Origin of the sequence: Serratia sp. CY33802 (assembly GCF_052169095.1) — a bacterium.
In the GTDB taxonomy this organism is placed as follows: Bacteria; Pseudomonadota; Gammaproteobacteria; order Enterobacterales; family Enterobacteriaceae; genus Serratia; species Serratia bockelmannii.
This window is the reverse complement of record NZ_JBJNLL010000002.1, coordinates 904,573-923,435: the sequence shown is the minus strand read 5'-3', so window position 1 is coordinate 923,435 and position 18,863 is coordinate 904,573. Positions and strand designations below refer to the sequence as shown.

20 protein-coding genes are annotated in these 18,863 nt (G+C 60.9%); 8 read left to right on the top strand and 12 right to left on the bottom strand.

Features of this window, described 5'->3' with window-relative positions:
- Position 1: 1 nt before the first annotated feature.
- Positions 2-2,245 carry a molybdopterin cofactor-binding domain-containing protein gene (locus tag ACJ8HA_RS10965; RefSeq protein ID WP_442515335.1) on the top strand — a complete coding sequence of 748 codons (2,244 nt, stop codon included), beginning with the start codon at positions 2-4 and terminating at the stop codon, positions 2,243-2,245.
- 40 nt (positions 2,246-2,285) lie between these two features.
- On the opposite strand, the gene ACJ8HA_RS10960 is transcribed toward ACJ8HA_RS10965, so the two are convergent.
- The 6 genes from ACJ8HA_RS10960 to lsrK form a co-directional block, all read right to left on the bottom strand.
- The gene (locus ACJ8HA_RS10960) at positions 2,286-2,588 is read right to left on the bottom strand and encodes a hypothetical protein (protein ID WP_033642294.1); all 303 of its coding nucleotides are present in this window, start codon (positions 2,586-2,588) and stop codon (positions 2,286-2,288) included.
- On the bottom strand, positions 2,585-3,220 hold the full coding sequence (locus ACJ8HA_RS10955; protein ID WP_025301991.1) for an AAA family ATPase: 636 nt from the start codon (positions 3,218-3,220) through the stop codon (positions 2,585-2,587). The genes ACJ8HA_RS10960 and ACJ8HA_RS10955 overlap by 4 nt, the downstream gene beginning before the upstream one ends.
- A gap of 272 nt (positions 3,221-3,492) precedes the next feature.
- The gene (gene yajD, locus ACJ8HA_RS10950; RefSeq protein ID WP_004939576.1) at positions 3,493-3,834 is read right to left on the bottom strand and encodes an HNH nuclease YajD; all 342 of its coding nucleotides are present in this window, start codon (positions 3,832-3,834) and stop codon (positions 3,493-3,495) included.
- 54 nt (positions 3,835-3,888) lie between these two features.
- Positions 3,889-4,806 (bottom strand): LysR family transcriptional regulator, encoded by a 918-nt coding sequence (locus ACJ8HA_RS10945; protein ID WP_043136865.1) that lies wholly within the window; start codon positions 4,804-4,806, stop codon positions 3,889-3,891.
- 59 nt (positions 4,807-4,865) lie between these two features.
- A complete protein-coding gene (locus ACJ8HA_RS10940) occupies positions 4,866-6,050 on the bottom strand; it encodes an MFS transporter (protein WP_049295219.1) in 1,185 nt (394 codons plus the stop codon).
- Positions 6,051-6,270: 220 nt separating this feature from the next.
- On the bottom strand, positions 6,271-7,836 hold the full coding sequence (gene lsrK, locus ACJ8HA_RS10935; RefSeq protein WP_025301994.1) for an autoinducer-2 kinase: 1,566 nt from the start codon (positions 7,834-7,836) through the stop codon (positions 6,271-6,273).
- A gap of 193 nt (positions 7,837-8,029) precedes the next feature.
- Here lsrK and lsrG point away from each other — a divergent pair, with 193 nt between their 5' ends.
- From lsrG to ACJ8HA_RS10920, 3 genes are all read left to right on the top strand, one after another.
- Positions 8,030-8,323 (top strand): (4S)-4-hydroxy-5-phosphonooxypentane-2,3-dione isomerase, encoded by a 294-nt coding sequence (gene lsrG, locus ACJ8HA_RS10930; RefSeq protein WP_049203869.1) that lies wholly within the window; start codon positions 8,030-8,032, stop codon positions 8,321-8,323.
- 87 nt (positions 8,324-8,410) lie between these two features.
- Positions 8,411-9,316, top strand: a complete 906-nt coding sequence (locus ACJ8HA_RS10925; RefSeq protein WP_025301996.1) for an EamA family transporter — start codon at positions 8,411-8,413, stop codon at positions 9,314-9,316.
- Positions 9,317-9,399: 83 nt separating this feature from the next.
- Entirely contained in the window at positions 9,400-9,990 is a 591-nt protein-coding gene (locus ACJ8HA_RS10920) for a LysE family translocator (RefSeq protein WP_049295221.1), read from the top strand.
- On the opposite strand, the gene ACJ8HA_RS10915 is transcribed toward ACJ8HA_RS10920, so the two are convergent.
- Complete coding sequence (locus ACJ8HA_RS10915) at positions 9,966-10,793, bottom strand: AraC family transcriptional regulator (RefSeq protein WP_149570886.1); 828 nt, start codon at positions 10,791-10,793, stop codon at positions 9,966-9,968. The two genes, ACJ8HA_RS10920 and ACJ8HA_RS10915, sit on opposite strands and share 25 nt — an antisense overlap.
- 69 nt (positions 10,794-10,862) lie before the next feature.
- Between ACJ8HA_RS10915 and ACJ8HA_RS10910 the strand changes: the two genes are divergently transcribed.
- The gene (locus ACJ8HA_RS10910; RefSeq protein ID WP_049203872.1) at positions 10,863-11,081 is read left to right on the top strand and encodes a DUF7661 family protein; all 219 of its coding nucleotides are present in this window, start codon (positions 10,863-10,865) and stop codon (positions 11,079-11,081) included.
- A gap of 9 nt (positions 11,082-11,090) precedes the next feature.
- Here the strand turns inward: ACJ8HA_RS10910 and ACJ8HA_RS10905 are convergent, their stop codons facing one another.
- Together ACJ8HA_RS10905 and amyA are read right to left on the bottom strand one after the other, a co-directional pair.
- Complete coding sequence (locus tag ACJ8HA_RS10905) at positions 11,091-11,939, bottom strand: PA4780 family RIO1-like protein kinase (RefSeq protein ID WP_099816737.1); 849 nt, start codon at positions 11,937-11,939, stop codon at positions 11,091-11,093.
- Positions 11,940-12,059: 120 nt separating this feature from the next.
- Positions 12,060-13,550 (bottom strand): alpha-amylase, encoded by a 1,491-nt coding sequence (amyA, locus tag ACJ8HA_RS10900; RefSeq protein ID WP_319869000.1) that lies wholly within the window; start codon positions 13,548-13,550, stop codon positions 12,060-12,062.
- A gap of 500 nt (positions 13,551-14,050) precedes the next feature.
- Here amyA and ACJ8HA_RS10895 point away from each other — a divergent pair, with 500 nt between their 5' ends.
- Complete coding sequence (locus ACJ8HA_RS10895; RefSeq protein ID WP_038629042.1) at positions 14,051-14,956, top strand: bifunctional helix-turn-helix transcriptional regulator/GNAT family N-acetyltransferase; 906 nt, start codon at positions 14,051-14,053, stop codon at positions 14,954-14,956.
- Between the two features lie 84 nt (positions 14,957-15,040).
- The gene (locus ACJ8HA_RS10890) at positions 15,041-16,339 is read left to right on the top strand and encodes an SLC13 family permease (protein ID WP_043136891.1); all 1,299 of its coding nucleotides are present in this window, start codon (positions 15,041-15,043) and stop codon (positions 16,337-16,339) included.
- On the opposite strand, the gene dapF is transcribed toward ACJ8HA_RS10890, so the two are convergent.
- The 3 genes from dapF to bhsA (ACJ8HA_RS10875) all read right to left on the bottom strand — a co-directional run bounded on the left by dapF (position 16,275) and on the right by bhsA (ACJ8HA_RS10875) (position 18,009).
- Complete coding sequence (dapF, locus tag ACJ8HA_RS10885) at positions 16,275-17,189, bottom strand: diaminopimelate epimerase (RefSeq protein WP_337148036.1); 915 nt, start codon at positions 17,187-17,189, stop codon at positions 16,275-16,277. The genes ACJ8HA_RS10890 and dapF overlap by 65 nt on opposite strands.
- A 113-nt stretch (positions 17,190-17,302) precedes the next feature.
- A complete protein-coding gene (gene bhsA / locus ACJ8HA_RS10880) occupies positions 17,303-17,560 on the bottom strand; it encodes a multiple stress resistance protein BhsA (RefSeq protein WP_016928601.1) in 258 nt (85 codons plus the stop codon).
- A gap of 191 nt (positions 17,561-17,751) precedes the next feature.
- On the bottom strand, positions 17,752-18,009 hold the full coding sequence (gene bhsA / locus ACJ8HA_RS10875; RefSeq protein ID WP_016928600.1) for a multiple stress resistance protein BhsA: 258 nt from the start codon (positions 18,007-18,009) through the stop codon (positions 17,752-17,754).
- Between the two features lie 176 nt (positions 18,010-18,185).
- Between bhsA (ACJ8HA_RS10875) and ACJ8HA_RS10870 the strand changes: the two genes are divergently transcribed.
- Positions 18,186-18,830 (top strand): TetR/AcrR family transcriptional regulator, encoded by a 645-nt coding sequence (locus ACJ8HA_RS10870; protein ID WP_025302005.1) that lies wholly within the window; start codon positions 18,186-18,188, stop codon positions 18,828-18,830.
- Positions 18,831-18,863: the final 33 nt, after the last annotated feature.

Here is an 18,863-nt window from a genome sequence, read left to right as displayed (position 1 = left end):
TATGGCGCTCACCCGCAGAGCCTTGATAAAAGGCAGCGCGTTGGCAGTGGCCGCCATGCTGCTGCCGATATCGACGCGCAGCCTGGCGGCCGTGGTTTCACAGGACGTGGCGCCACCGGACGGTCAGCATGAATTGAACGATTGGATCTGGATCGATCGCGATGGGCGCATCGTTATCGGCGTGTCGCAATGTGAGGTCGGGCAGGGGATTTACACCGGCCTGGCCGAAGTGGTGGCGGCGGAGATGGATGCCGATTGGGCGCAGGTGACGGTGAAATTCGTCACCGGCCGTGACGCTTACCGTCAGGTTGCCGGGGGCGAGGCTTTCGCACAGTTTGTCGCCGCCTCAACCTCCATGACCAAATTTTATCAGCGTGCCCGGCTGGCCGGCGCACAGGCGAGAGATTTTTTTCTGCGGGCCGGCGCAAAACATTTCGCGCTTTCACCGGCGCAGTGCCGCACGGAGAAAGGCTGGGTGCTTGAGAAAGGCGGGCAGCGCAAGGTCGCCTACGGCGATCTGGTGCGCTATGCCGCCGAGCTGCCGTTGGATCCGCAGCCTGGTTTAAAGAGTGAGGCGCAAGAGCGAGAGAGTGTCATTGGCAAGCCGCTGTTGCGGGTTGATACGCCGGAGAAAGTGGACGGCAGTGCGATTTACGGTATCGATATCGACTTGCCGGAGATGCTGATCGGCGTTCCCTGGATGGTGCCCGATCTCAGCGGAAAGCTGGTCGCCGTGCGCAATGAACGGCAGATTCGGGCCATGCCGGGCGTGGTGGATCTGGTGCTGACCCGGCAGTGGTCGATGAACAACATGGTCGGATTGGATCACGATATGTCGCTCAATACGGTGATCGTGGTGGCGGCGAGCTACTGGCAGGCCAAAAAGGCGGCGGATTTGCTGGAGGTCGACTGGCTGCCGGGCGTAGGAAAAGCGCTGACCGATAGTGCGATTGCGGCAGAGAATCTGGCGATGCTGGATGGCGATACGCTGGTGCCGGCGGTCGATCGCGGCGAGGCGTCGGCGTTGATTCGTGGCGCTGAACAAGGTTCACGCTTGCATGAGGCGCGTTACAGCGCACCTTATGTGGCGCACGCCACCCTGGAGCCTTGCAATGCCACCAGCCATTACGGCGAGGGCCGTATCGAAACCTGGGGCCCTTTCCAGGGCCAGGACATGGTACGCAACGTTCTGGCGAAAATGTTCGGGCTGAAGCCGACGGATGTGGTGGTGAATACGACCTATCTGGGGGGCAGCTTTGGGCGCAAATATCTGCCGGATGCCGTGATGCATGCTACCGCCGCCTCCCGGGCGGTGGGGAAACCGGTCAAAGTGATCTATCCGCGCGAGATCGACATGCGGCATGAATACTATCGTCCGGCCTGCATCAGCCATTATCGGGCGCTGTTGGATGAAAACGACTATCCGCAGGCGCTGTGGGCGCGCTATGCCGGGCAGTCTCTCTTCTGGCAAATGCGGCGCGAAACGGTCAACGAGGCCGGGGGATGGGATGAAAGTATGGTGGAGTGCGTTTACAGCACGCCGTATCGCATCCCACACCTGAAGGTGGAGGCCGGCATCGTCGAACAGCCGATCTCCCTGAGCTATCTGCGCGGTGTCGGCAGCGTCGCCAGCCTGTTCTTTTTGGAAAGCTTTATCAGCGAACTCAGCCATAAGGCCAACCGGGACGAATATTCGTATCGGCGGCATCTGTTGCAAGACAGCCCGGAAGCGTTGCGCGTCCTGGACGCCACCGCGGCGGCGGCCGGTTGGCAGCATGAGCCGCCGCTGGGCGTTTATCGCGGTATGGCGTGCAATATTTGGGTCGGCCGCAATAACGCTTTCACCACCTACGTCGGTTTGGTGGTTGAAATCGCCATCCAGGGGGGGCGACTACGGGTGCTGCGCGCGGTATGTGCGATTGACTGTGGCAAGGTGATAAACCCGAACCTGGTGCGTGCCAACGTAGAGGGCGGCATCGGCTTTGCGCTGACCACCTGTCTGCACAGCGAGCTGCATTTTGAACGGGGCGGCGTGGTGGAAGGGAATTTCGATCGCTATCCGCTGCTCGCGATCGCCGAAATGCCCAAGGTGGAGGTCGTGGTGCTCGATAGCGCGCGTGCACCGCAGGGATGCGGGGAAGTATCGACTGCGGTGGTCGCCCCGGCGATAGCCAGCGCGCTGCATAAGGCCACCGGTAAAACCTATCGTACTATGCCGTTCCCACGCGAGTTCTCGTCGGTGTAACGGCAGCCGCCGGTTTGGCCAGCCGGCGGTTGTCCTGAGGTCAGAGCTTTTTCAGCAGCGCCAGCAGTTGCGCTTCGCTTTTCTCCGCCAATCCGTCGATCGCCAGTTTGATGATGTCGGAACGGGTGATGCGCACGATGCCGTTGCGCGCCGCCTGCACGATCACTTCATCGATAGCCTCAATGTGGTTGTCCGTCAGGCTGACGGAGATCGCCTTATAGGTGCGCTTGCGGCCGGCCGGTTTGGCTTCTGGCGCGGGCGCCGCGACCGGCAGCGTGTGCGAGGTGGCGCTGTTGATGAATTCGTCTTCCGACATGCGGTGGGTGGGGGTGCGTTTTTTCACAGGATCACCTCTTTCACCAGGCATTCAATTTCGCTCTGCGCCTTTTCGTTGTTCGCCTCGTGCACGGTGATGGCTTCACCCCAGGCGTCACGGTAAATCTTGCGGTCGCACAGGCGGTTGCTCACCAGGGTGAACTCCGGGTATTCGCTCAGCACCTGCGCCGCTTCGTTGGCTTCATTAATGAAGATATTGGTCGGGCACATGTTCAATACGATGTAGCCTTTGACCTTCTCGTTGTATTCCTGCGCGGTGGAGAACATCTCCGACAGATAGCCAATGGTGTCGAGATCCATCTGCGAAGGGCGCAGCGGCGAGAGGAACAGATCGGCGGCCAGCAGGCCGGAGCGCAGTTCGGCGCTGTCGCGGCCGGCGGTGTCGACGATCACGTAGTCGTAATGGCGATCGAGCTCCAGCAGCGTTTCCTTGATTTTACCCGACGCGGCCACCACCGGAATGTGCGGCAGCCCTTCGACATTCTGACGGTCGTTGTACCAGGTCATGATCGACTTCTGGTCGTCGGCATCGACGATGATCGCCGTTTTGCCTTGCTTAAGAATCAGATACCCGGCGATGTTCACCGCTTTCGTCGACTTGCCGACGCCGCCTTTTTGCGAGCCAATCAGGACAATCATGCTGCCATCTCTCAAGTTATTAAGCTGATAACTTATTAAGTTAATGTGCTTATTAGGTTGATAATCAAACAGGTTAACAAGAACAACTCGCGAACAATATGCACCAACTGCGGCGGCTTGCCAAGCCAGTATGTTGTTAACTGCGCAGCTTATTTTGCGGTGAATCGGCCGGGTGGGTAAGTAGGAATTCTCTGGGAAGTGGCGGAACGGAAGAGAGTTTTTGTTAATTTAACAGCTTAATAAGTTAGTGGCTCATTAAGCTGTCGATGGCGTTACTTCTTCATCATCGCCTTCAGGTTGGCGAACGGGTTGTGGGTGGCGACGCCGATATCTTTCTGAGCGTCTTCACCGGCCACCACCGTTGAACCGTATTGATCGGCCTCGGTGTATTTCGAGTGCTCGTGGTCGTGACAATACAGGCACAGCATTTCCCAGTTGCTGCCGTCTTCCGGGTTGTTGCTGTGATCGTGATCGATATGGTGCACCGTCAGTTCGCGCAGGTTGGAATAAACGAATTCGCGTGAGCAGCGCCCGCACACCCAGGGGAACAGTTTCAGCGCTTTTTCGCGGTAGCCGGTTTCCAGCTTCGCATAGTTTTTGGGGATATAGGCCATGGTGGTTGTCCGTCGTGAATCGCTATGCGGCAAATAATACCACACTGCGTGCGGCTACAACGTGCGGCTCATCTTGCCGTTGTCAAAAGTCTCCACCGCCCAGTCGATAAACGCCCGCAGCTTGCCGCTGAGGTGGCGATTGGACGGGTAGACCACGTACATTTGCTCCGGCGGCGGCTGCCAATCGTGCAGCAGACTGACCAGCTCGCCGCTGTCGAGGTGCGGCTGCGCCATAAACCGATAGATCTGGATGATGCCCAATCCGGCCAGGCTCGCCGCCAGCAGCGCGTTGCCTTCATTGATGCTGACCGGGGAGCGCTGTTGAATGGCGATCTCTTTGCCGTGTTCGGCATAGCGCTGCGGGTGGATGCGGTCGTTAAGCGGGTGGCGATAGTGCACCATCGGAAAACCCTGTTCCAGATCGCACGGGTGGCGCGGCGTACCGTGAAGCGCCAGGTAGGCTGGGGTGGCGCAGCTGACCCAGTCCAAATCGAACAGGCGCCGGGCGATCAGGCTGGAGTCGGCCAACGGACCGCTGCGGATCACGCAGTCGGTGCTGTCGCTGATCAGATCGATCACGCGGTCGCCGACGCTCAGATCGATCTGTATCTGCGGATAGCGTGCCAGAAAGTCGGGCAGTGCCGGCAGCAGTAAGCGACGTGCGGTGCCACCACCGGTGTCGATACGCAGCACGCCCTGCGGAGAGCTTTGCGATTCGGTCAGGCAGCCTTCCATCTGCTCCAAATCCGCCAGCCATTTCACCGTATTCTGGTAATAGCATTCACCTTCGCGGGTGACCGACACGCTGCGGGTGGTGCGCTGGAACAGCTTGGTCTGCAGGTGATCCTCCAGATTCTGGATCAGCTTGGTGACCGTCGCTTTCGGCATGCCCAGCGACTCGGCGGCGCGGGTAAAGCCGCCGGTTTCCACCACGCGGTTAAATACCCGGATAGCGAGCAAATGATGGTCCATAGGTTCTCAACGCCATGCCCCGGCGACGGCCGGGGCATGTTTCTGCAGATAGATAATGATTAACACTGTTTAGCGCCAATCGCGCCGGAGCGCAAGCTGAGGCCGAATACCAGCGTGGCGGAAAGGATCAGCGCGCCGCCGAACAGCATGGCGCTGCTGACGCCCTGCCAGTCCACCACCTCGCCGCCCAGCAGGGCGCCGGAAGCCAGCGCGATCTGGATGACGCACACCAATAGCGCCTGACCGGCTTCCGGCGCCTGCGGCACGGCGGCGAACATCCAGTTGGTGGCGCAGACCGGCACGGCGCCAAAGGCCAGCCCCCATACCAGCACCATCAGCGTGGCGCCGGCGAGGCCGCTGAGCAGCGGCGAAACGATCAAAATGCCCGCCAGCATGGCGGCGATCAGTATGAAGGTGGCGCGCAGGCTGTATTCCCCCAGACGCTCGCCGAGGAAGGTGCCCAGCAGGCCGATGGCGCCATAGGCCAACAGCTGCAGTGAGATAGCCGATGGGCTGAGGACGAACACCTGCTGCAGCAGGGGCCGCAGGTAGGTGTAGGCGGCGAAGTGGCCGATGAACAACAGCACGATGGCGATCAGGCCGATGCGCGCCATCGGCAGGCGCAGCGGCAGTACCAGATCGCGCGGTGTGACCGGCCGGGACGGTGGTACCGAGGTCAGCAAACGCAGCTGCGCCAACAGCACGCCGACCGCCAATGCCGCACCGCCGAAGAAGGCGGCGCGCCAGCCGAACAGATCGCCGATCAGCGCCCCGGCCGGCACGCCGCACACCGCGCCGACCGAGATGCCGCTGAGGATCAGCGCGGTGGCGCGGCCCTGGCTGGCTTCCGGCACCAGATGGCGGCCGTAGTTGGCGGCGAACGACCAGAAACCGCCGACGCAGATGCCCAGCAGCACGCGGCCCAGCAGCATCATCGGGAAGTTGACGGCCAGCGCCGCCACCAGGTTGGACACCATCAGCAGCAGCGACAGCCCCAGCATCAGTAAACGCCGATCCAGACGGCCGGAAATCAGGCTCAATGCGGGAGCGGCCACCGCCGCCACGATGCCGGGCATGGTGACCATCAGCCCGGCGGTGCCGGTGCTGACGCCAAGTGAAGGGGCGATGTTGGTCAGCAGGCCGATCGGCAAGAACTCGGTGGTGACCATGACAAAACAGGCGACCGTCAGCGAAAAGATCGCCGGCCACGGGGATAATGCAGAGTTATCTTTATTATTCAGCATAATGCCGCTCGTCTCAGGTGAATGCGCAGGCCGCGCTCGGGGCGCGGCGTGATCAAAGTCACAATCTACGGCAGGCCGAAGGCGCAGATAAATCCATCTGCGGTGGTTACACTGTTTCTGAAGGGAAACAATCGCGGCGGCGAGTGAAAACGCGGCTCGCGCCGCGCCTAAGAGAAAGGAATAAAACGGCATAAGGTTATGACCGAATGCCGCGTGGCGCTTATAGCCCCGGCGCTTTCCACAGCGAGGTGGTCAGGCCGTTGTCCACCAGCGTCAGCTGATCGGCGTAGACCCGCCGCCAGGTTTCTTTCTGTTCCTGATACAGCGCGTGGTGGGTCATGTCCGGCTGATGCTCGCGCTCCCAGCGCACCAATCGCTCGCCGGTTTCGGCCAGCGACTCGTATAACCCGGCGCCGACGCCGGCGGCGATCGCGCAGCCCAGCGCGGTGGCCTCTTTCACCACCGGTACCCGTACCGTCAGCCCGGTGACGTCGCTGAGGATCTGGCTCCACAGTTTGCCCTTGGCACCGCCGCCGGCGAACACCAGCGAGCGCGCCTGCACGCCGGAGAAGGCGGCGATCTGCTCCAGATTGCAGGCGGAGACGATGGCGGCATTCTCCTCCAGCGCGCGGAACAGCGTCTGTTTGTTGCAGCGCTCCGGATCGATAGACATGTTGATGAACGACGGCGCCGCGTGATACCAGGTTTTGAAATGCATGGCGTCGGAAAAGATGGGCATCACGCCGTAGGCGCCCGGCGGCACTCTGGCCGCCATCTCTTCCAGCAGGCTATAGGCATCGACGCCCAGCCGCTCCGCCAGCAGTTTCTCTTCGGCGCAGAACGCGTCGCGGAACCAGCGCATGGTCAGGCCGGTAAAGAAGCTGATGGATTCTGCCTGCGCCATGCCGGGAATGACGTGAGGGTTGATGCGGATGTTCATCTCCGGATCGATGGCCGGCTCCGGCAGGTTGACGATTTGCTGCCAGAAGGTGCCGCCGAGCACCGCCGTCTGCCCGGCGCGTACGATGCCAAGCCCCAGGCTGCCGAGCTGCACGTCGCCGCCGCCCATCACCACCGGGGTGCCGCGCAGCAGCCCGCTTTCCTGCGCCGCCTGTTCGGTGACGCACCCCAGCACGCTGCCGGTCTCTTTCACCGGCGACAGAATATCGGCGCGCAGCCCGGCCATATCGAGCAGCGCCGGCCGCCAGTCACGGCTGCTCAGATCCAGCATGCCGGTGGTGCCGGCGTTGGAAGGATCGACCGCCAGCTCGCCGCTCAGCATGTTGGCCAGCCAGTCGCTGATCATGGTCAGCGTCGCCGCCTGGCGATAGATGTCCGGGCGGTGGTGCGCCAGCCATAGCAGGCGCGGCATGGCGCTCAGCGCCAGCGTCTGGCCGGAGTATTGATACACCTCGCGTTCGAAGCCGTGGTTGTGCAGCTCTTTCAGTTCACTGACCTCATGGCTGGCGCGCGCATCGACGTTGGCACAGGCCCAGATCGGCACGCCGTTGCGATCGTACAGAACGATGCCTTCGCGCATCGAGCAGCAGGCCACCGCGCGGATCGCCTGAGCGCTCAATCCAGCGCGTTGCATTGCCTGGCGGATGCACTGGCAGGCCAGCTGCCAGTTGCGGTTGAGGTCAAACTCCATTGAGCCGGGTACGCCCGGCACCGCCAGGTGTTGCCACTCCGCCTGGCCGTGCGCGATCTGGTTACCCGCCAAATCGAAGATCACGGCGCGAATGCTGCCTGTTCCTGCATCCAGCGCCATCAAGTAGTTATCCATAGCCTATGCTCTCAGGGGGAGGAGTGTTAACTATAGATGCCGCCATCTTCCCTCGCCGGGGGTGGGGTGGGCATCGCCGGTGCGATTTGTGAGCCAGGCGGCAAAATTGCCGTTGCGGCAGGGCAATCGACGGGAATGAACCTATGGTTGGAAAGCGCCATGCTACGGCGCGCCGTTCAAACAAGGAGCTGTCATGCACGTCACATTGGTAGAGATCAACGTTAAACAGGACAAAATCGACGAATTTATCGACGTTTTCCGCGCCAATCATCTGGGGGCGATCGAAGAGCCGGGTAACCTGCGCTTCGACGTGCTGCAGGATGAGCATATTCCGACGCGGTTTTACATCTACGAAGCCTATCGCGACGAGCAGGCGGTGGCGGCGCACAAGCAGACCCCGCATTACCTGCAGTGCGTGGAGAAGCTGGAAGCGCTGATGACCGGCCCGCGCAAGAAAACCACCTTTATCGGCCTGCTGCCGGAATAAGCGCCGGCGTTTGCCGGTGTCCATGTCCCCGGTTTGGTTGTAATCTGCAAGGTAAAGCGAATTTTCAATGGGATAAGCGGGGCGAGGATGACATTGCGCGATCGGCTGTTGGCGCTGTTGGTGGTGGTGATCTGGGGTGTGAATTTCGTCGTCATCAAGTTCGGTTTACAGGGCATGCCCCCGTTTCTGCTGGCTGGGATGCGCTTTTTGCTGGTGGCGTTGCCGGCGATCTTCTTTATTCCGCGCCCGACGATCCCGTGGAAATGGCTGTTGCTGTACGGCATGACCATGAGCTTCGCGCAGTTCGCGTTTTTGTTCGTCGCCATCAAGGTGGGCATGCCGGCGGGGCTGGCCTCACTGGTGCTGCAGGCGCAGGTGTTTTTCACCCTGCTGTTGGGTGTCGTGCTGATGGGCGAAAAGCTGCGCGTCAACCATTTCGTCGGCATTGCTATCGCCAGCGGCGGCATGCTGGTGCTGGCGCAGGCCAGCCTGCATAAGCCGGGCAGCGGCGCGGTCCCCCTGGCGGGCCTGCTGCTGACCCTGGCGGCGGCGTTTTCCTGGGCGCTGGGCAACCTGACCAACAAGAAGATCCTGGCCGGTTTCCCGCAGCGCAACATTTTGTCGCTGGTGGTGTGGAGCGCGCCGATCCCGGTCGTGCCGTTCCTGGTCTGCAGCTGGCTGTTCGACGGCCCGCAGGTGGTGCTCGCCAGCCTGAGCCATGTGCAGGTCGGCACCTGGCTGGCGATTGCCTATCTGGCGTTCGCCGCCACGCTGTTCGGTTATTCTGTGTGGGGCAGCCTGCTGGGGCGCTACGAAACCTGGCGCGTCGCGCCGTTGACGCTGCTGGTACCGTTGGTCGGGCTGTTTGCCGCCTGGCTGCTGCTGGACGAAGCGCTGTCGCCGGCGCAGTTCGGCGGCGCATTGCTGGTGCTGGCCGGCATGGCGGTCAACACCTTTGGGCTGCCGCGCCGCCGGGCCGTCGCCGTGCGCTAAATTGAACAGGGCAATTCTGTTCAATACGTTGTCGGCGCGGCCCGGCACTCTGGCACCTGTGAATATTTTCTCAGGTGCCCATCATGAATATCTACTTTTCCATGGCCGCGTTCGCGCTGGCGGCCTCCATCACCCCCGGCCCGGTCAACATCGTCGCATTGAGCGCCGGGGCGCAATTCGGCTTTGGCGCGACCCAGCGTCACGTATTCGGCGCCACGCTGGGGTTTACCCTGTTGCTGTTACTGCTGGGATTGGGCATGCACCAGCTGCTGATCCTGTGGCCGGCGTTGACGCGCTTGATTCAGTGGGCCGGCGTGGCCTTCCTGCTGTTTATGGCCTACCGGCTGGCGTTTGACGACGGCAGGCTGGGCAACGGCGCGGCGCAGGCGCCTTCCTGTTGGTACGGCGCGCTGATGCAATGGCTGAATCCCAAGGCATGGTTGGCGTCGGTGGCCAGCCTCGGCGCTTTTGTCGGCGACGGCGACATCCGGCTGCTGTGGCAATTCGCCGGGCTCTACTTCGTGATTTGCTATGCCTCAGTGGCCTGCTGGGCCTATGTCGGTGCGATGCTGCGCGGCCTGCTCAGGCAGGCACGCAACGTACAGCGTTTCAACCGCGTGATGGCGGCGTTGCTGGCGGCCAGCGCCTGCTATCTGTTGGCGGAGGGTTTTTGATACTGGCCGGGCGTGGCGGCCAGCAGCTGTTTGAAGGTGCGCTGAAAGTGCGCCTGATCGGCAAAGCCGCTTTCGCTGGCGGCCGCGGCGATCGGCAGGCCGCTTTTCAATAGCCGATGGCCGTGCTGCACGCGGCGATTGACCAGATAAGCGTGCGGCGTCATGCCGTAACGCTGGCGGAAGGCGCGGATCAGGTAAGAGGGCGAGAGCGCGGCGGCGCGGCAAATATCGTCCAGCGTCAGCGGCCGGGTGCAGTGCGCGTCGATAAACGCCGCCGCCGCTTCCAGCCGGGCATGCGGCGGTGTCTCCGGCTGGCGGCCGCTGCCCAGCCCGAGCTGCAGGGCGCTGAAATACTCCACCATGGCGATCTGTTTTTCCAGCGCGCTGCACAGCGGATCCGTCAGCAGCGCATAAAGCCGATTCAGGCCGTGGAACAGCGCCGGATCGCGGCTGAGCGGCTGGCTGAACGGAACAAAACGCTCGCCTTCGCCCCCGAGCAGCTCCTGCTGCAGCGCGCCGATCCAGGCGAGATCGAGATAGAACATGATGTATGACCAACGGCGGTCGGCGATCGGATTACAGGCGTGCGCCTGCTGCGGGTTGATGACAACCAGATCGCCGGCGCTAACCTGCATGCGCCGCTCGCCGTTGACATAGGTGCTGACGCCGCCGGTGATGGCACCGATGGAAAAGAATTCGTGGCTGTGCAGGCTGTAACACGCCTGGCGGCCATCCGCGATGGCGCGGGCTTCGACGAACGGCAACTGCGGATCGCGCCAGAACTGCGGCGTTTTTTCACTCATACGCTTTCCTTTTCACTGCGGTGGCATCACAGTGTTATAGCCTGAAAGCGACGAGAGGGGGAATGGCGGATGATGATTTTTAACGTGTTCGGCCGTCTGCTGGGCGTGAAGCGCATCGGGGATGAGTGGCGGCTGTTCCGCGTGACGCTGCCGGAGCGCAAGTATGCCCCCAGCCACGATATCGTGCTGCCGGCCGATCTGCACGAAGAGGAGATCGCCGGCTATCTGGGGGATATTTATCACGAGGCCGCGACGCCGCAGCGGCCGGACGTGTTTCGCGTCGAATAGCGCGGCGCGTTACTCTTCCGCGTTGCGCGCCATGATGCGGCGCTGGTGTTCCTCGCTGGCGGCCTGGATCTCTTCCAGCACCGAGCCGACATCGGCGCACTTCTGGATTTCGCTGAACCGGCCGCTGAGGGCGCTGTCCGGCGTCAGATTGCCTTCCTGATACAGCGCCCAAATCTCTTTGGCGTATTGGCTGTCGCGCAGTTCCGGCGCGAATTGGCCATAATATTCCGCCAAATTGTTGATATCGCGCTCGAACATGCTTTTGGCGTGGTTGTTGGCGGCGGCGTCCACCACCTGCGGCAGATCGATGATCACCGGCCCGTCTTTATCCATCAGCACATTGAATTCCGACAGATCGCCGTGCACCAGCCCGGCGCACAGCATGCGCACCGCGTAGTTCATCATCAGGGCGTGATCGGCCCGCGCCTGTTCCGGCGTCAGGATGACATCGCTCAGGCGCGGCGCCACCAGACCTTCTTCGTCGGTAATTAGCTCCATCAGCAGCACGCCGTCCAGGCAGATATCCGGCTGCGGCACCCGCACCCCGGCCTTGGCCAGCAGATACAGCGCGTCCACTTCGGTGTTTTGCCAGGCTTCTTCCTGCTGCTGGCGGCCGAATTTGGAGCCTTTGCTCATGGCGCGCGCGTCGCGGCTGTTGCGCACCTTGCGCCCTTCCTGATAGTGAACGGCCTGCTTGAAGTTGCGCTTCTCGGCCTCTTTGTACACTTTGGCGCAGCGGATCTCATCGCCGCAGCGCACGATAAACACGTCGGCTTCTTTGCCGCTTTTCAACCGGCGGATGACGTCGTCGATTAACCCGTCATCAACCAGCGGCTGGAGTCGTTTTGGAATTTTCATGCAGCCTTGTACCCTATTTAGGCTCCGGTGTGAATGGCTTGCGCAGTTGATAGCGTAAGTTAGACCCGAAAGGCAAACATTAGTTTTGCCGCCGCGGCATCATTGCACGGCGGCGGGTCCTCACAGGCTGGCGGCCGGCACCCAGACGCTGACGCTGCCGGCGTTGACCGGGAAATGGGCGCTGCCCTGGTCGTCGGTGGTGATTTCCTCCTGACGGTTGCCGAGGAAATCGCGCCAGGCAGTGTGCGCCAAATCGGCGCCCAGCGCGACGGTCTTGCCGCTCTCGCCGCCGTTGGTCAGCACCACCACGCAGCCGGGGGCCTCGGCGGTGCCGGCGCGGCTGAAGGCCACGCAGTGGCTGTCATCGAAGTAGTCGGTTTGCGGGCCGTTGGCGAAACGCTGGCGGGCGGCGATCAGCTTCTCCAGCTCCGGGATCGCCGGCATGTCAATCTGGTACTCGCCGCCGTCGCGCCCCTTGTCGCGGTAGCTGGCGCCATACAGGTCGGGGTAAAACACGCAGGGCACGCCCTGTTCGCGCAGCAGGATCAGCGCGTAGGCCAGCGGTTTGAACCAGGGTTCCACCGGCGCCTCCAGCGATTGCAGCGGCTGGGTATCGTGGTTGGCGACCAGCGTCACCGCGTGGGCCGGATCGGCGGCGGTCAGGGTATCGGTGAAGATCTGCGCCATGTCGAAGCCGTCGCCCTGTTTTGACGCCTGATGAAACTTCAGGTGCAGCGCCACGTCGAACAGCATCACCTTGCCGTCCACCAACTCGATGTATTGTTGCAGCGCGCCGAGGTCGTGCGACCAGTATTCGGCAACGATAAACAGATCGCGCTGCGCGCTGTCGCGCACGTGATCCGCCCACTCTTTGAAAAACCAGGCGGGGATGTGTTTGGCGGCGTCGAGGCGGAAGCCGTCGCACGGCAGCGTGTCCAGCAGCCAGCGCGCCCAGTATTTGAGCTCCTCCGTCACGGCGGTATTGCGGAACTCCACGTCGGCGCCCATCAGATAGTCATAGTTGCCTTTCTCGTCGTCGACCTGATCGTTCCAGCCGTCGTCGCCGTAGTCGTTGGCGATTTTAAACACCCCTTTGTCGTCCGGCTGCTCAACGTAATCGACGCCGCTGAAGCATTTGTAATCCCAGATAAACTCGGAATGCACGCCCTGGCGGCCGGGAAAGGTGAAGCGGGTGTAGGCCAGCGCGTCGAAGCCCTGGTCGTCGATGTCGTTGCGGTTGTTGGCGTCCACCTTGAACACGTGTACCCGTTCTTTTTCGTCCGCGCCGAGCTTGTGGTTGAACACCACGTCGTAGATCACCCCCACGCCGTGTTCGCGCAGCGTAGTGGCGGCATGTTCGAGCGCCGCCTTGTCGCCGTATTTGGTGGCCACGCTGCCTTTCTGGTCAAATTCGCCCAGATCGAACAGATCGTAGGTGTCGTAGCCGACGGAGTAGCCGCCGGAAGCGCCCTTGCAGGCGGGGGGTAGCCACAGATCGGTGATGCCCAGTTCGGCAAGGTGCGGGGCACGCTCGGCGGCCTCCTGCCACAGTTTGCCGCCGTCGGGGTAGTACCAGTGGAAGAATTGCAGCAGGGTGGTTTTTTTCGTCATGAGCCAGCGTCCCGGTTAGCCAGAAGGAAAGGAGCAGTTAAAGCATGGGCTACTTTTGGCAAAAGGGACAATGGCGTAGGGAGGCGCGCGAAGGCAGGCGTAAATATGTAACCGATATTGACGGGATAGCGATTAAGTTGCTGCTATCAAGTTTTCACGTTTTAGTTTTTATTAACTATTTTTCAAATAGATATTTGCTTTGTTTTTTGTTATGTCAAATTTTGATGTTTTTACTCTCATTTTTATTGGTTTTTTATTTTAATTTTAAATATTAATTTGTATTTAAGTTTTTAAAATAATTAATTAAATGGTTTTAAATTCTGGTTAATGAAATGTTTTGACATATTCAGATGCCCCGTTGGTTATTCATTCGCAATTGTTTATGCGTTATCGTTATGTTCTAAATTAGGTAACACTATCAACCAATAATCCATCCAACGCAGCGTGAAGGTGGAAGTACAGGGGAGCATAACGCCGTGAACATCAGGGATTTCAGAGCATTGGCGCGCAGTTTGGTCAGAGAATTCGGCATGTTGAACAAGCAGAGCAACGGCTCGCGCTTTTCGCCGCTGCAGATCCATCTGATGATCGAAGTCAGCGAGCAGCCGCTGGGCGTCACCGAGCTGGCGGCCCGACTTTGCATCGACAAGGCCAGCGCCAGCCGGGCGCTGCGCAGCCTGGTCGCCGCCGGCGTGATAGAAACGGTGGATCATCCGGATGACAAGCGGCACAACCTGCATCGGCTGAGTAAACAGGGCGGCAAGGCGCTGGCCGGCATCGAGAGCGACGCCGACGGCTTTATGCAGGCGGCGCTGGCGCAGTTGGACGACGATGAGCTGGCGAGCACCACTGCGGCGATGAAAAAGATGACTGCGGCGCTGCGTAGCGCGCGCAAACAGCGCGACGCCAATCTGCGGGTGCGGCCGATCGCCGTGCGCGACGATGCGGCGATGGCGGCGATCATTCGCGATGTGTTTCGCGAGTACGGCATGGACAACATGGAAGGGGTCAGCCTGCACGATCCGGATCTCGATCGGCTGACCGGCCTGTATCGCGACAACGGCGGCCGCTACTGGGTGCTGGAGCGGGACGGGCAGGTGGTGGGGGGCGTCGGCATGGCGCCGCTGGCGGGCGAAGAGCCCGGCTATTGCGAGCTGCAGAAGCTATTTTTCAAGCCCGGCGCGCGCGGGCTGGGCATGGCGCGCTATATGGTGGTGCAGGCGATGAAGGCGGCGCGGGCGGCAGGGTATCGCTATTGCTATCTGGAAACCACCGAACAGTTGAAAGAGGCGATTGGGCTGTATTACGCGCTGGGTTTCACGCTGTTGACGGAACGGCGCGGCAATACCGGCCACCACGGCTGCAATGTGTGCATGCTGAAAAATCTGCAGAACGACGATATGTGAGCGGTTTCAAGGTTAACGCCTGCGCCTTGTGTCACCCTGTTAACCGTTTGATAACAATCACAACGTTTTATCAGGGAGGAAACTATGTTGGGGGATCCGATGGCGCTGTCCGCGCTGGTCACGCTGGTGGTCATCGCGCTATGGGCCAGCGCCCGCTTACCGGAGTATTTGGTCGCGCTGCTGTTCTTTGCGGCGGTGATGGTATTGCAGCTGGCGCCCGCCGCGGTGACCTTTTCCGGTTTCGCGTCCTCCGCATTCTGGCTGGTGCTCAGCGGTTTCGTGTTGGGCAGCGCCATCCGCAGCACCGGCTTGGCGGATCGTCTGGCCAACCGGCTCTTGCCGCATCTGGCCGGTTCCTGGCCGCGCCTGGTGGGCGGCGTGGTGGCAATAAGCTACGCGTTGGCGTTTGTCATGCCCTCGAACATGGGGCGGATTACGCTGCTGATGCCGATCGTCATGGCGTTGGCCGAGCGCGCCGGCCTGGCGGAAGGCTCGCGCGGCCGCATCGGTTTGGCGCTGGCGGTGGGGTTCGGCACCTTCCAGCTCTCCGCCAGCATTTTGCCGGCCAACGTGCCCAACCTGGTGATGAGCGGTGCGGCGGAAAGCGCCTACGGCAGCCACTTCGCTTATCTCTCTTATCTGCTGTTGCATGCCCCGGTGCTCGGGGTGGCCAAAGGCGCATTGTTGACACTGTGCATCTGCGGCCTGTTCCGGGCGCGGCCGCAACCGGTGGTGGCCGAGGCGGGGCAAACGCCGCTCAGTGCCGCCGAGTGGCGACTGATCGCGCTGTTGGGCATTACGGTGCTGCTGTGGATGACCGACAGCTGGCACGGCATCGCCCCCGCCTGGATCGGGTTGGCGGCGGCCTGCGTCTGCCTGCTGCCGCGCCTCGGTTTTCTCAACGGCGAACAGTTCGCCGCCGGCGTTAACGTGCGCACCTGTATTTACGTGGCGGGGATCCTGGGGCTGACCGCATTGGTCAGCCACTCGGGGCTCGGCGATCGGTTGGGTGGCGCGCTGCTGGCGATGATGCCGGATCTGCACGGCAAGCCGTTTACCGCATTCGGTTCGCTGGTGGGGATCACCGCGCTGTTGAATTTCGTGGTGACCGCCAACGGCGTACCGGCGCTGTTTACCCCGCTGGCGCAGGCGCTGTCCGCGGGCAGCGGCCTGCCGCTGCTGACGGTGTTGATGACCCAGGTGATCGGTTATGCCACACCGCTGTTGCCGTATCAGGCCTCGCCGATCGTGGTGGCGATGGGGATGGGCAAAGTGCCGGCACGCGAAGGGCTAAAGCTGTGCCTGCTGTTGGCCGCGCTTAGCTTCGCACTGCTGGTGCCGTTGGATTATCTGTGGTTCCGGCTGCTGGGGTGGATCCCGTAAACAGCCCCGCACCGCCGGCAAAACAATCTTCGTCCAGCGTCAGGGTGGCGATTTTATGCACCGGCCCGCGCATGCTGACCTGAAAATCGCCGCTGAAGGCGATCTGCAGTTCGCCGCCCGGCATCCGCACGCTAACCCGATCGCCGACTCGTCCCAACTTGCGCATCACGCTGGCGGCGGCGCAGCTGCTGCTGCCGGAGGCGAGGGTAAAGCCGGCGCCGCGCTCCCAGATGCCGATGCGCAGCGTCTGGCGATCGACCACTTCCACCAGTTGTACATTGGTGCGTTTCGGGAACAGCGGATGGCGCTCAATCTGCGGTCCCAGCCGATGCACCTGCGCCAGATCCAGTTTTTCCACCGGCACCACGCAGTGCGGGTTGCCCATCGACACCAGCGAAACGCTTAACGTCTCCTCCTTCAGGGGCAGCGGATAGTTCAGCGCCTCCGGCAGATCGATCAAGGCCGGCAGCGCCGCCGGGCTGAAATTGGCGCGCCCCATCTCCACGGCTATCTGATGCGCGTCTTCCGCCACCTGGCAACGCACGTCGCCGCCGGCGGTGTGCACCAGAAACGGCTGATGCACTACGCGCTCGCTGTCGAACAGATACCGCGCGTAGATACGCAGGCCGTTGCCGCTTTTCTCCGCTTCGGAGCCGTCCGGGTTGATGATGCGCAGGGTGGGATTGACGGCGTCACCGCTGTCGATCAGCAGGCCGTCGGAACCAATGCCGTAATGCGGGTGGCACAACAGGCGGATCTGTTCCTGGCTCAGACGATCGGCGACCGAACGATGGCAGACCAGGTAGTCGTTGCCCAGGCCGTGATATTTGTGAAACAGCAGGGGAGTCATGGCGTTGCTCGGCTCAGCAAGAAAAGGTGGCTACAGCTTACAACAGAACGTTGGCGTCAAAACAAACAAAAGGCGGCCTGAGCCGCCCTTTTGCACGATTGCCTATCTGGCCATTAATTATAGATGATCGCGGTGCCGTGCAGTTTGTTGTCACCGGTGGTGGCGATGATCTGGAAGGATTTGGCGCCCGCCGCGTCGGCTTTGGCCGCCAGTTTGTTTTCCAGGCTGCTCAGGTCGGACGCACCGCTGACGGTGACGACGCCGGCTTTTTGCAGGTCGGCGGGTTGTGCGTTAACCAGATCGGCGGCGAAGCTGCCGAAGGAGACGGAAGCCAGTGCGATGGCTGCGATGGTCATTTTCAGGTTTTTCATGGTCTTATTTCCTATCTTTGTTCTTTACGATGTTTGTTTTGTAAGGTCGTTAAATTGATTAACGATCGATAATTTAATGTTAGATGCCGGTTTGACGGATTGCAAGTATTTTTTTAATGCTCGTTAATTAATTTTTTTACGCCCTGGCGTTGTGAGCAAAAGGACAGGCAATCAGTTGGCTTAATACTTTGTTATTGATAGATTTCTGCGGTGCCATGCAGCTGGTTGTTACCGCCGGCACCGATGATGCGGAAGGATTTTGCACCGGCCTGATCGGCTTTGGCGGCCAGGCTGTTTTCCAGCGAGGTCAGATCGGATGCGCCGCTGACGGTGATAACGCCCACTTTCTGCTGGTCTGCCGGTTGGTTCTGGACTAAATCGGCGGCGAAGCTGCCGAAGGAAACGCTGGCCAGAGTGAGAGCTGCTAAGGTTAATTTTAAGTTTTTCATGATGTTAATTCCTTTCCGATAACGGTCAATAGAGGGTTTTAATCTGCTTCGTTAAATTATCTTAACGATCGATAACTAAATGCTAATCGGTTCTCGACGAGCGCGCAATATTTTTTTATAATGATCGTTAAGTTATTTGTGCTAAGCCTGCCGTGGAGCGGGATAGGAGAGGAACGATGAGCATCAATGAAGCGGTCTGCGGCAAGAAAAGCCGTGGCAGACCAAAACAATTTGATCGCGACCGGGCGCTGGAAAGCGCGCTCGATCTGTTCTGGCGGCACGGTTATGAAGCCACCTCGCTGGCCGATCTGGTGGAAGTGACCGGCGCCAAGGCGCCGACGCTGTATGCGGAATTCGGCAACAAAGAGGGGATGTTCCGCGCGGCGGTGGAACGCTATCTGCAAAAATACACCACCTGCACCAACCAGCTGTTGGAACAGGATGTGCCGGTGGCCGAGATCGTCGAGGCCTACGTGCGCTCTTCCGTCGAAGTGTTTACCGACCCCGATACGCCGTCAGGCTGTTTTATGGTGTGCGCCTCCGCGGCACTGTCGTCCGCTTCCGACGACGTCGCCCAGATGCTGCGCAAAAAACATCATGCCCAGGAAGCGGCGCTGAAAGTCTGCTTCGATCGCAAGGTGCAGCAGGGCGAATTGCTGGCGAAAACCGATACTGCGCTGCTGGCGAAATACGTCATTTGCACCATTGAAGGCATGTCGGTGCAGGCGCGAGAAGGGGCAAGCCGGAGCGATCTGTTGCGGTTGCTGGAGGCGCTGATGCTGGTGTGGCCGCGGCTCAGCCAGATTGGCAATAAGGTGTAACAACAGGCCCGGTTTTCACCGGGCCGTATAACC

What these genes read in the sequence shown, in the direction of transcription:
- ACJ8HA_RS10965 (WP_442515335.1), top strand. Translation starts at nt 2, where the DNA reads ATGGCGCTCACCCGCAGAGCCTTGATAAAAGGCAGCGCGTTGGCAGTG.
- ACJ8HA_RS10955 (WP_025301991.1), bottom strand. Translation starts at nt 3,220, where the DNA reads ATGATTGTCCTGATTGGCTCGCAAAAAGGCGGCGTCGGCAAGTCGACG.
- yajD (WP_004939576.1), bottom strand. Translation starts at nt 3,834, where the DNA reads ATGGCCTATATCCCCAAAAACTATGCGAAGCTGGAAACCGGCTACCGC.
- ACJ8HA_RS10945 (WP_043136865.1), bottom strand. Translation starts at nt 4,806, where the DNA reads ATGGACCATCATTTGCTCGCTATCCGGGTATTTAACCGCGTGGTGGAA.
- ACJ8HA_RS10940 (WP_049295219.1), bottom strand. Translation starts at nt 6,050, where the DNA reads ATGCTGAATAATAAAGATAACTCTGCATTATCCCCGTGGCCGGCGATC.
- lsrK (WP_025301994.1), bottom strand. Translation starts at nt 7,836, where the DNA reads ATGGATAACTACTTGATGGCGCTGGATGCAGGAACAGGCAGCATTCGC.
- lsrG (WP_049203869.1), top strand. Translation starts at nt 8,030, where the DNA reads ATGCACGTCACATTGGTAGAGATCAACGTTAAACAGGACAAAATCGAC.
- ACJ8HA_RS10925 (WP_025301996.1), top strand. Translation starts at nt 8,411, where the DNA reads ATGACATTGCGCGATCGGCTGTTGGCGCTGTTGGTGGTGGTGATCTGG.
- ACJ8HA_RS10920 (WP_049295221.1), top strand. Translation starts at nt 9,400, where the DNA reads ATGAATATCTACTTTTCCATGGCCGCGTTCGCGCTGGCGGCCTCCATC.
- ACJ8HA_RS10915 (WP_149570886.1), bottom strand. Translation starts at nt 10,793, where the DNA reads ATGAGTGAAAAAACGCCGCAGTTCTGGCGCGATCCGCAGTTGCCGTTC.
- ACJ8HA_RS10910 (WP_049203872.1), top strand. Translation starts at nt 10,863, where the DNA reads ATGATGATTTTTAACGTGTTCGGCCGTCTGCTGGGCGTGAAGCGCATC.
- ACJ8HA_RS10905 (WP_099816737.1), bottom strand. Translation starts at nt 11,939, where the DNA reads ATGAAAATTCCAAAACGACTCCAGCCGCTGGTTGATGACGGGTTAATC.
- amyA (WP_319869000.1), bottom strand. Translation starts at nt 13,550, where the DNA reads ATGACGAAAAAAACCACCCTGCTGCAATTCTTCCACTGGTACTACCCC.
- ACJ8HA_RS10890 (WP_043136891.1), top strand. Translation starts at nt 15,041, where the DNA reads ATGTTGGGGGATCCGATGGCGCTGTCCGCGCTGGTCACGCTGGTGGTC.
- dapF (WP_337148036.1), bottom strand. Translation starts at nt 17,189, where the DNA reads ATGACTCCCCTGCTGTTTCACAAATATCACGGCCTGGGCAACGACTAC.
- bhsA (WP_016928601.1), bottom strand. Translation starts at nt 17,560, where the DNA reads ATGAAAAACCTGAAAATGACCATCGCAGCCATCGCACTGGCTTCCGTC.
- bhsA (WP_016928600.1), bottom strand. Translation starts at nt 18,009, where the DNA reads ATGAAAAACTTAAAATTAACCTTAGCAGCTCTCACTCTGGCCAGCGTT.
- ACJ8HA_RS10870 (WP_025302005.1), top strand. Translation starts at nt 18,186, where the DNA reads ATGAGCATCAATGAAGCGGTCTGCGGCAAGAAAAGCCGTGGCAGACCA.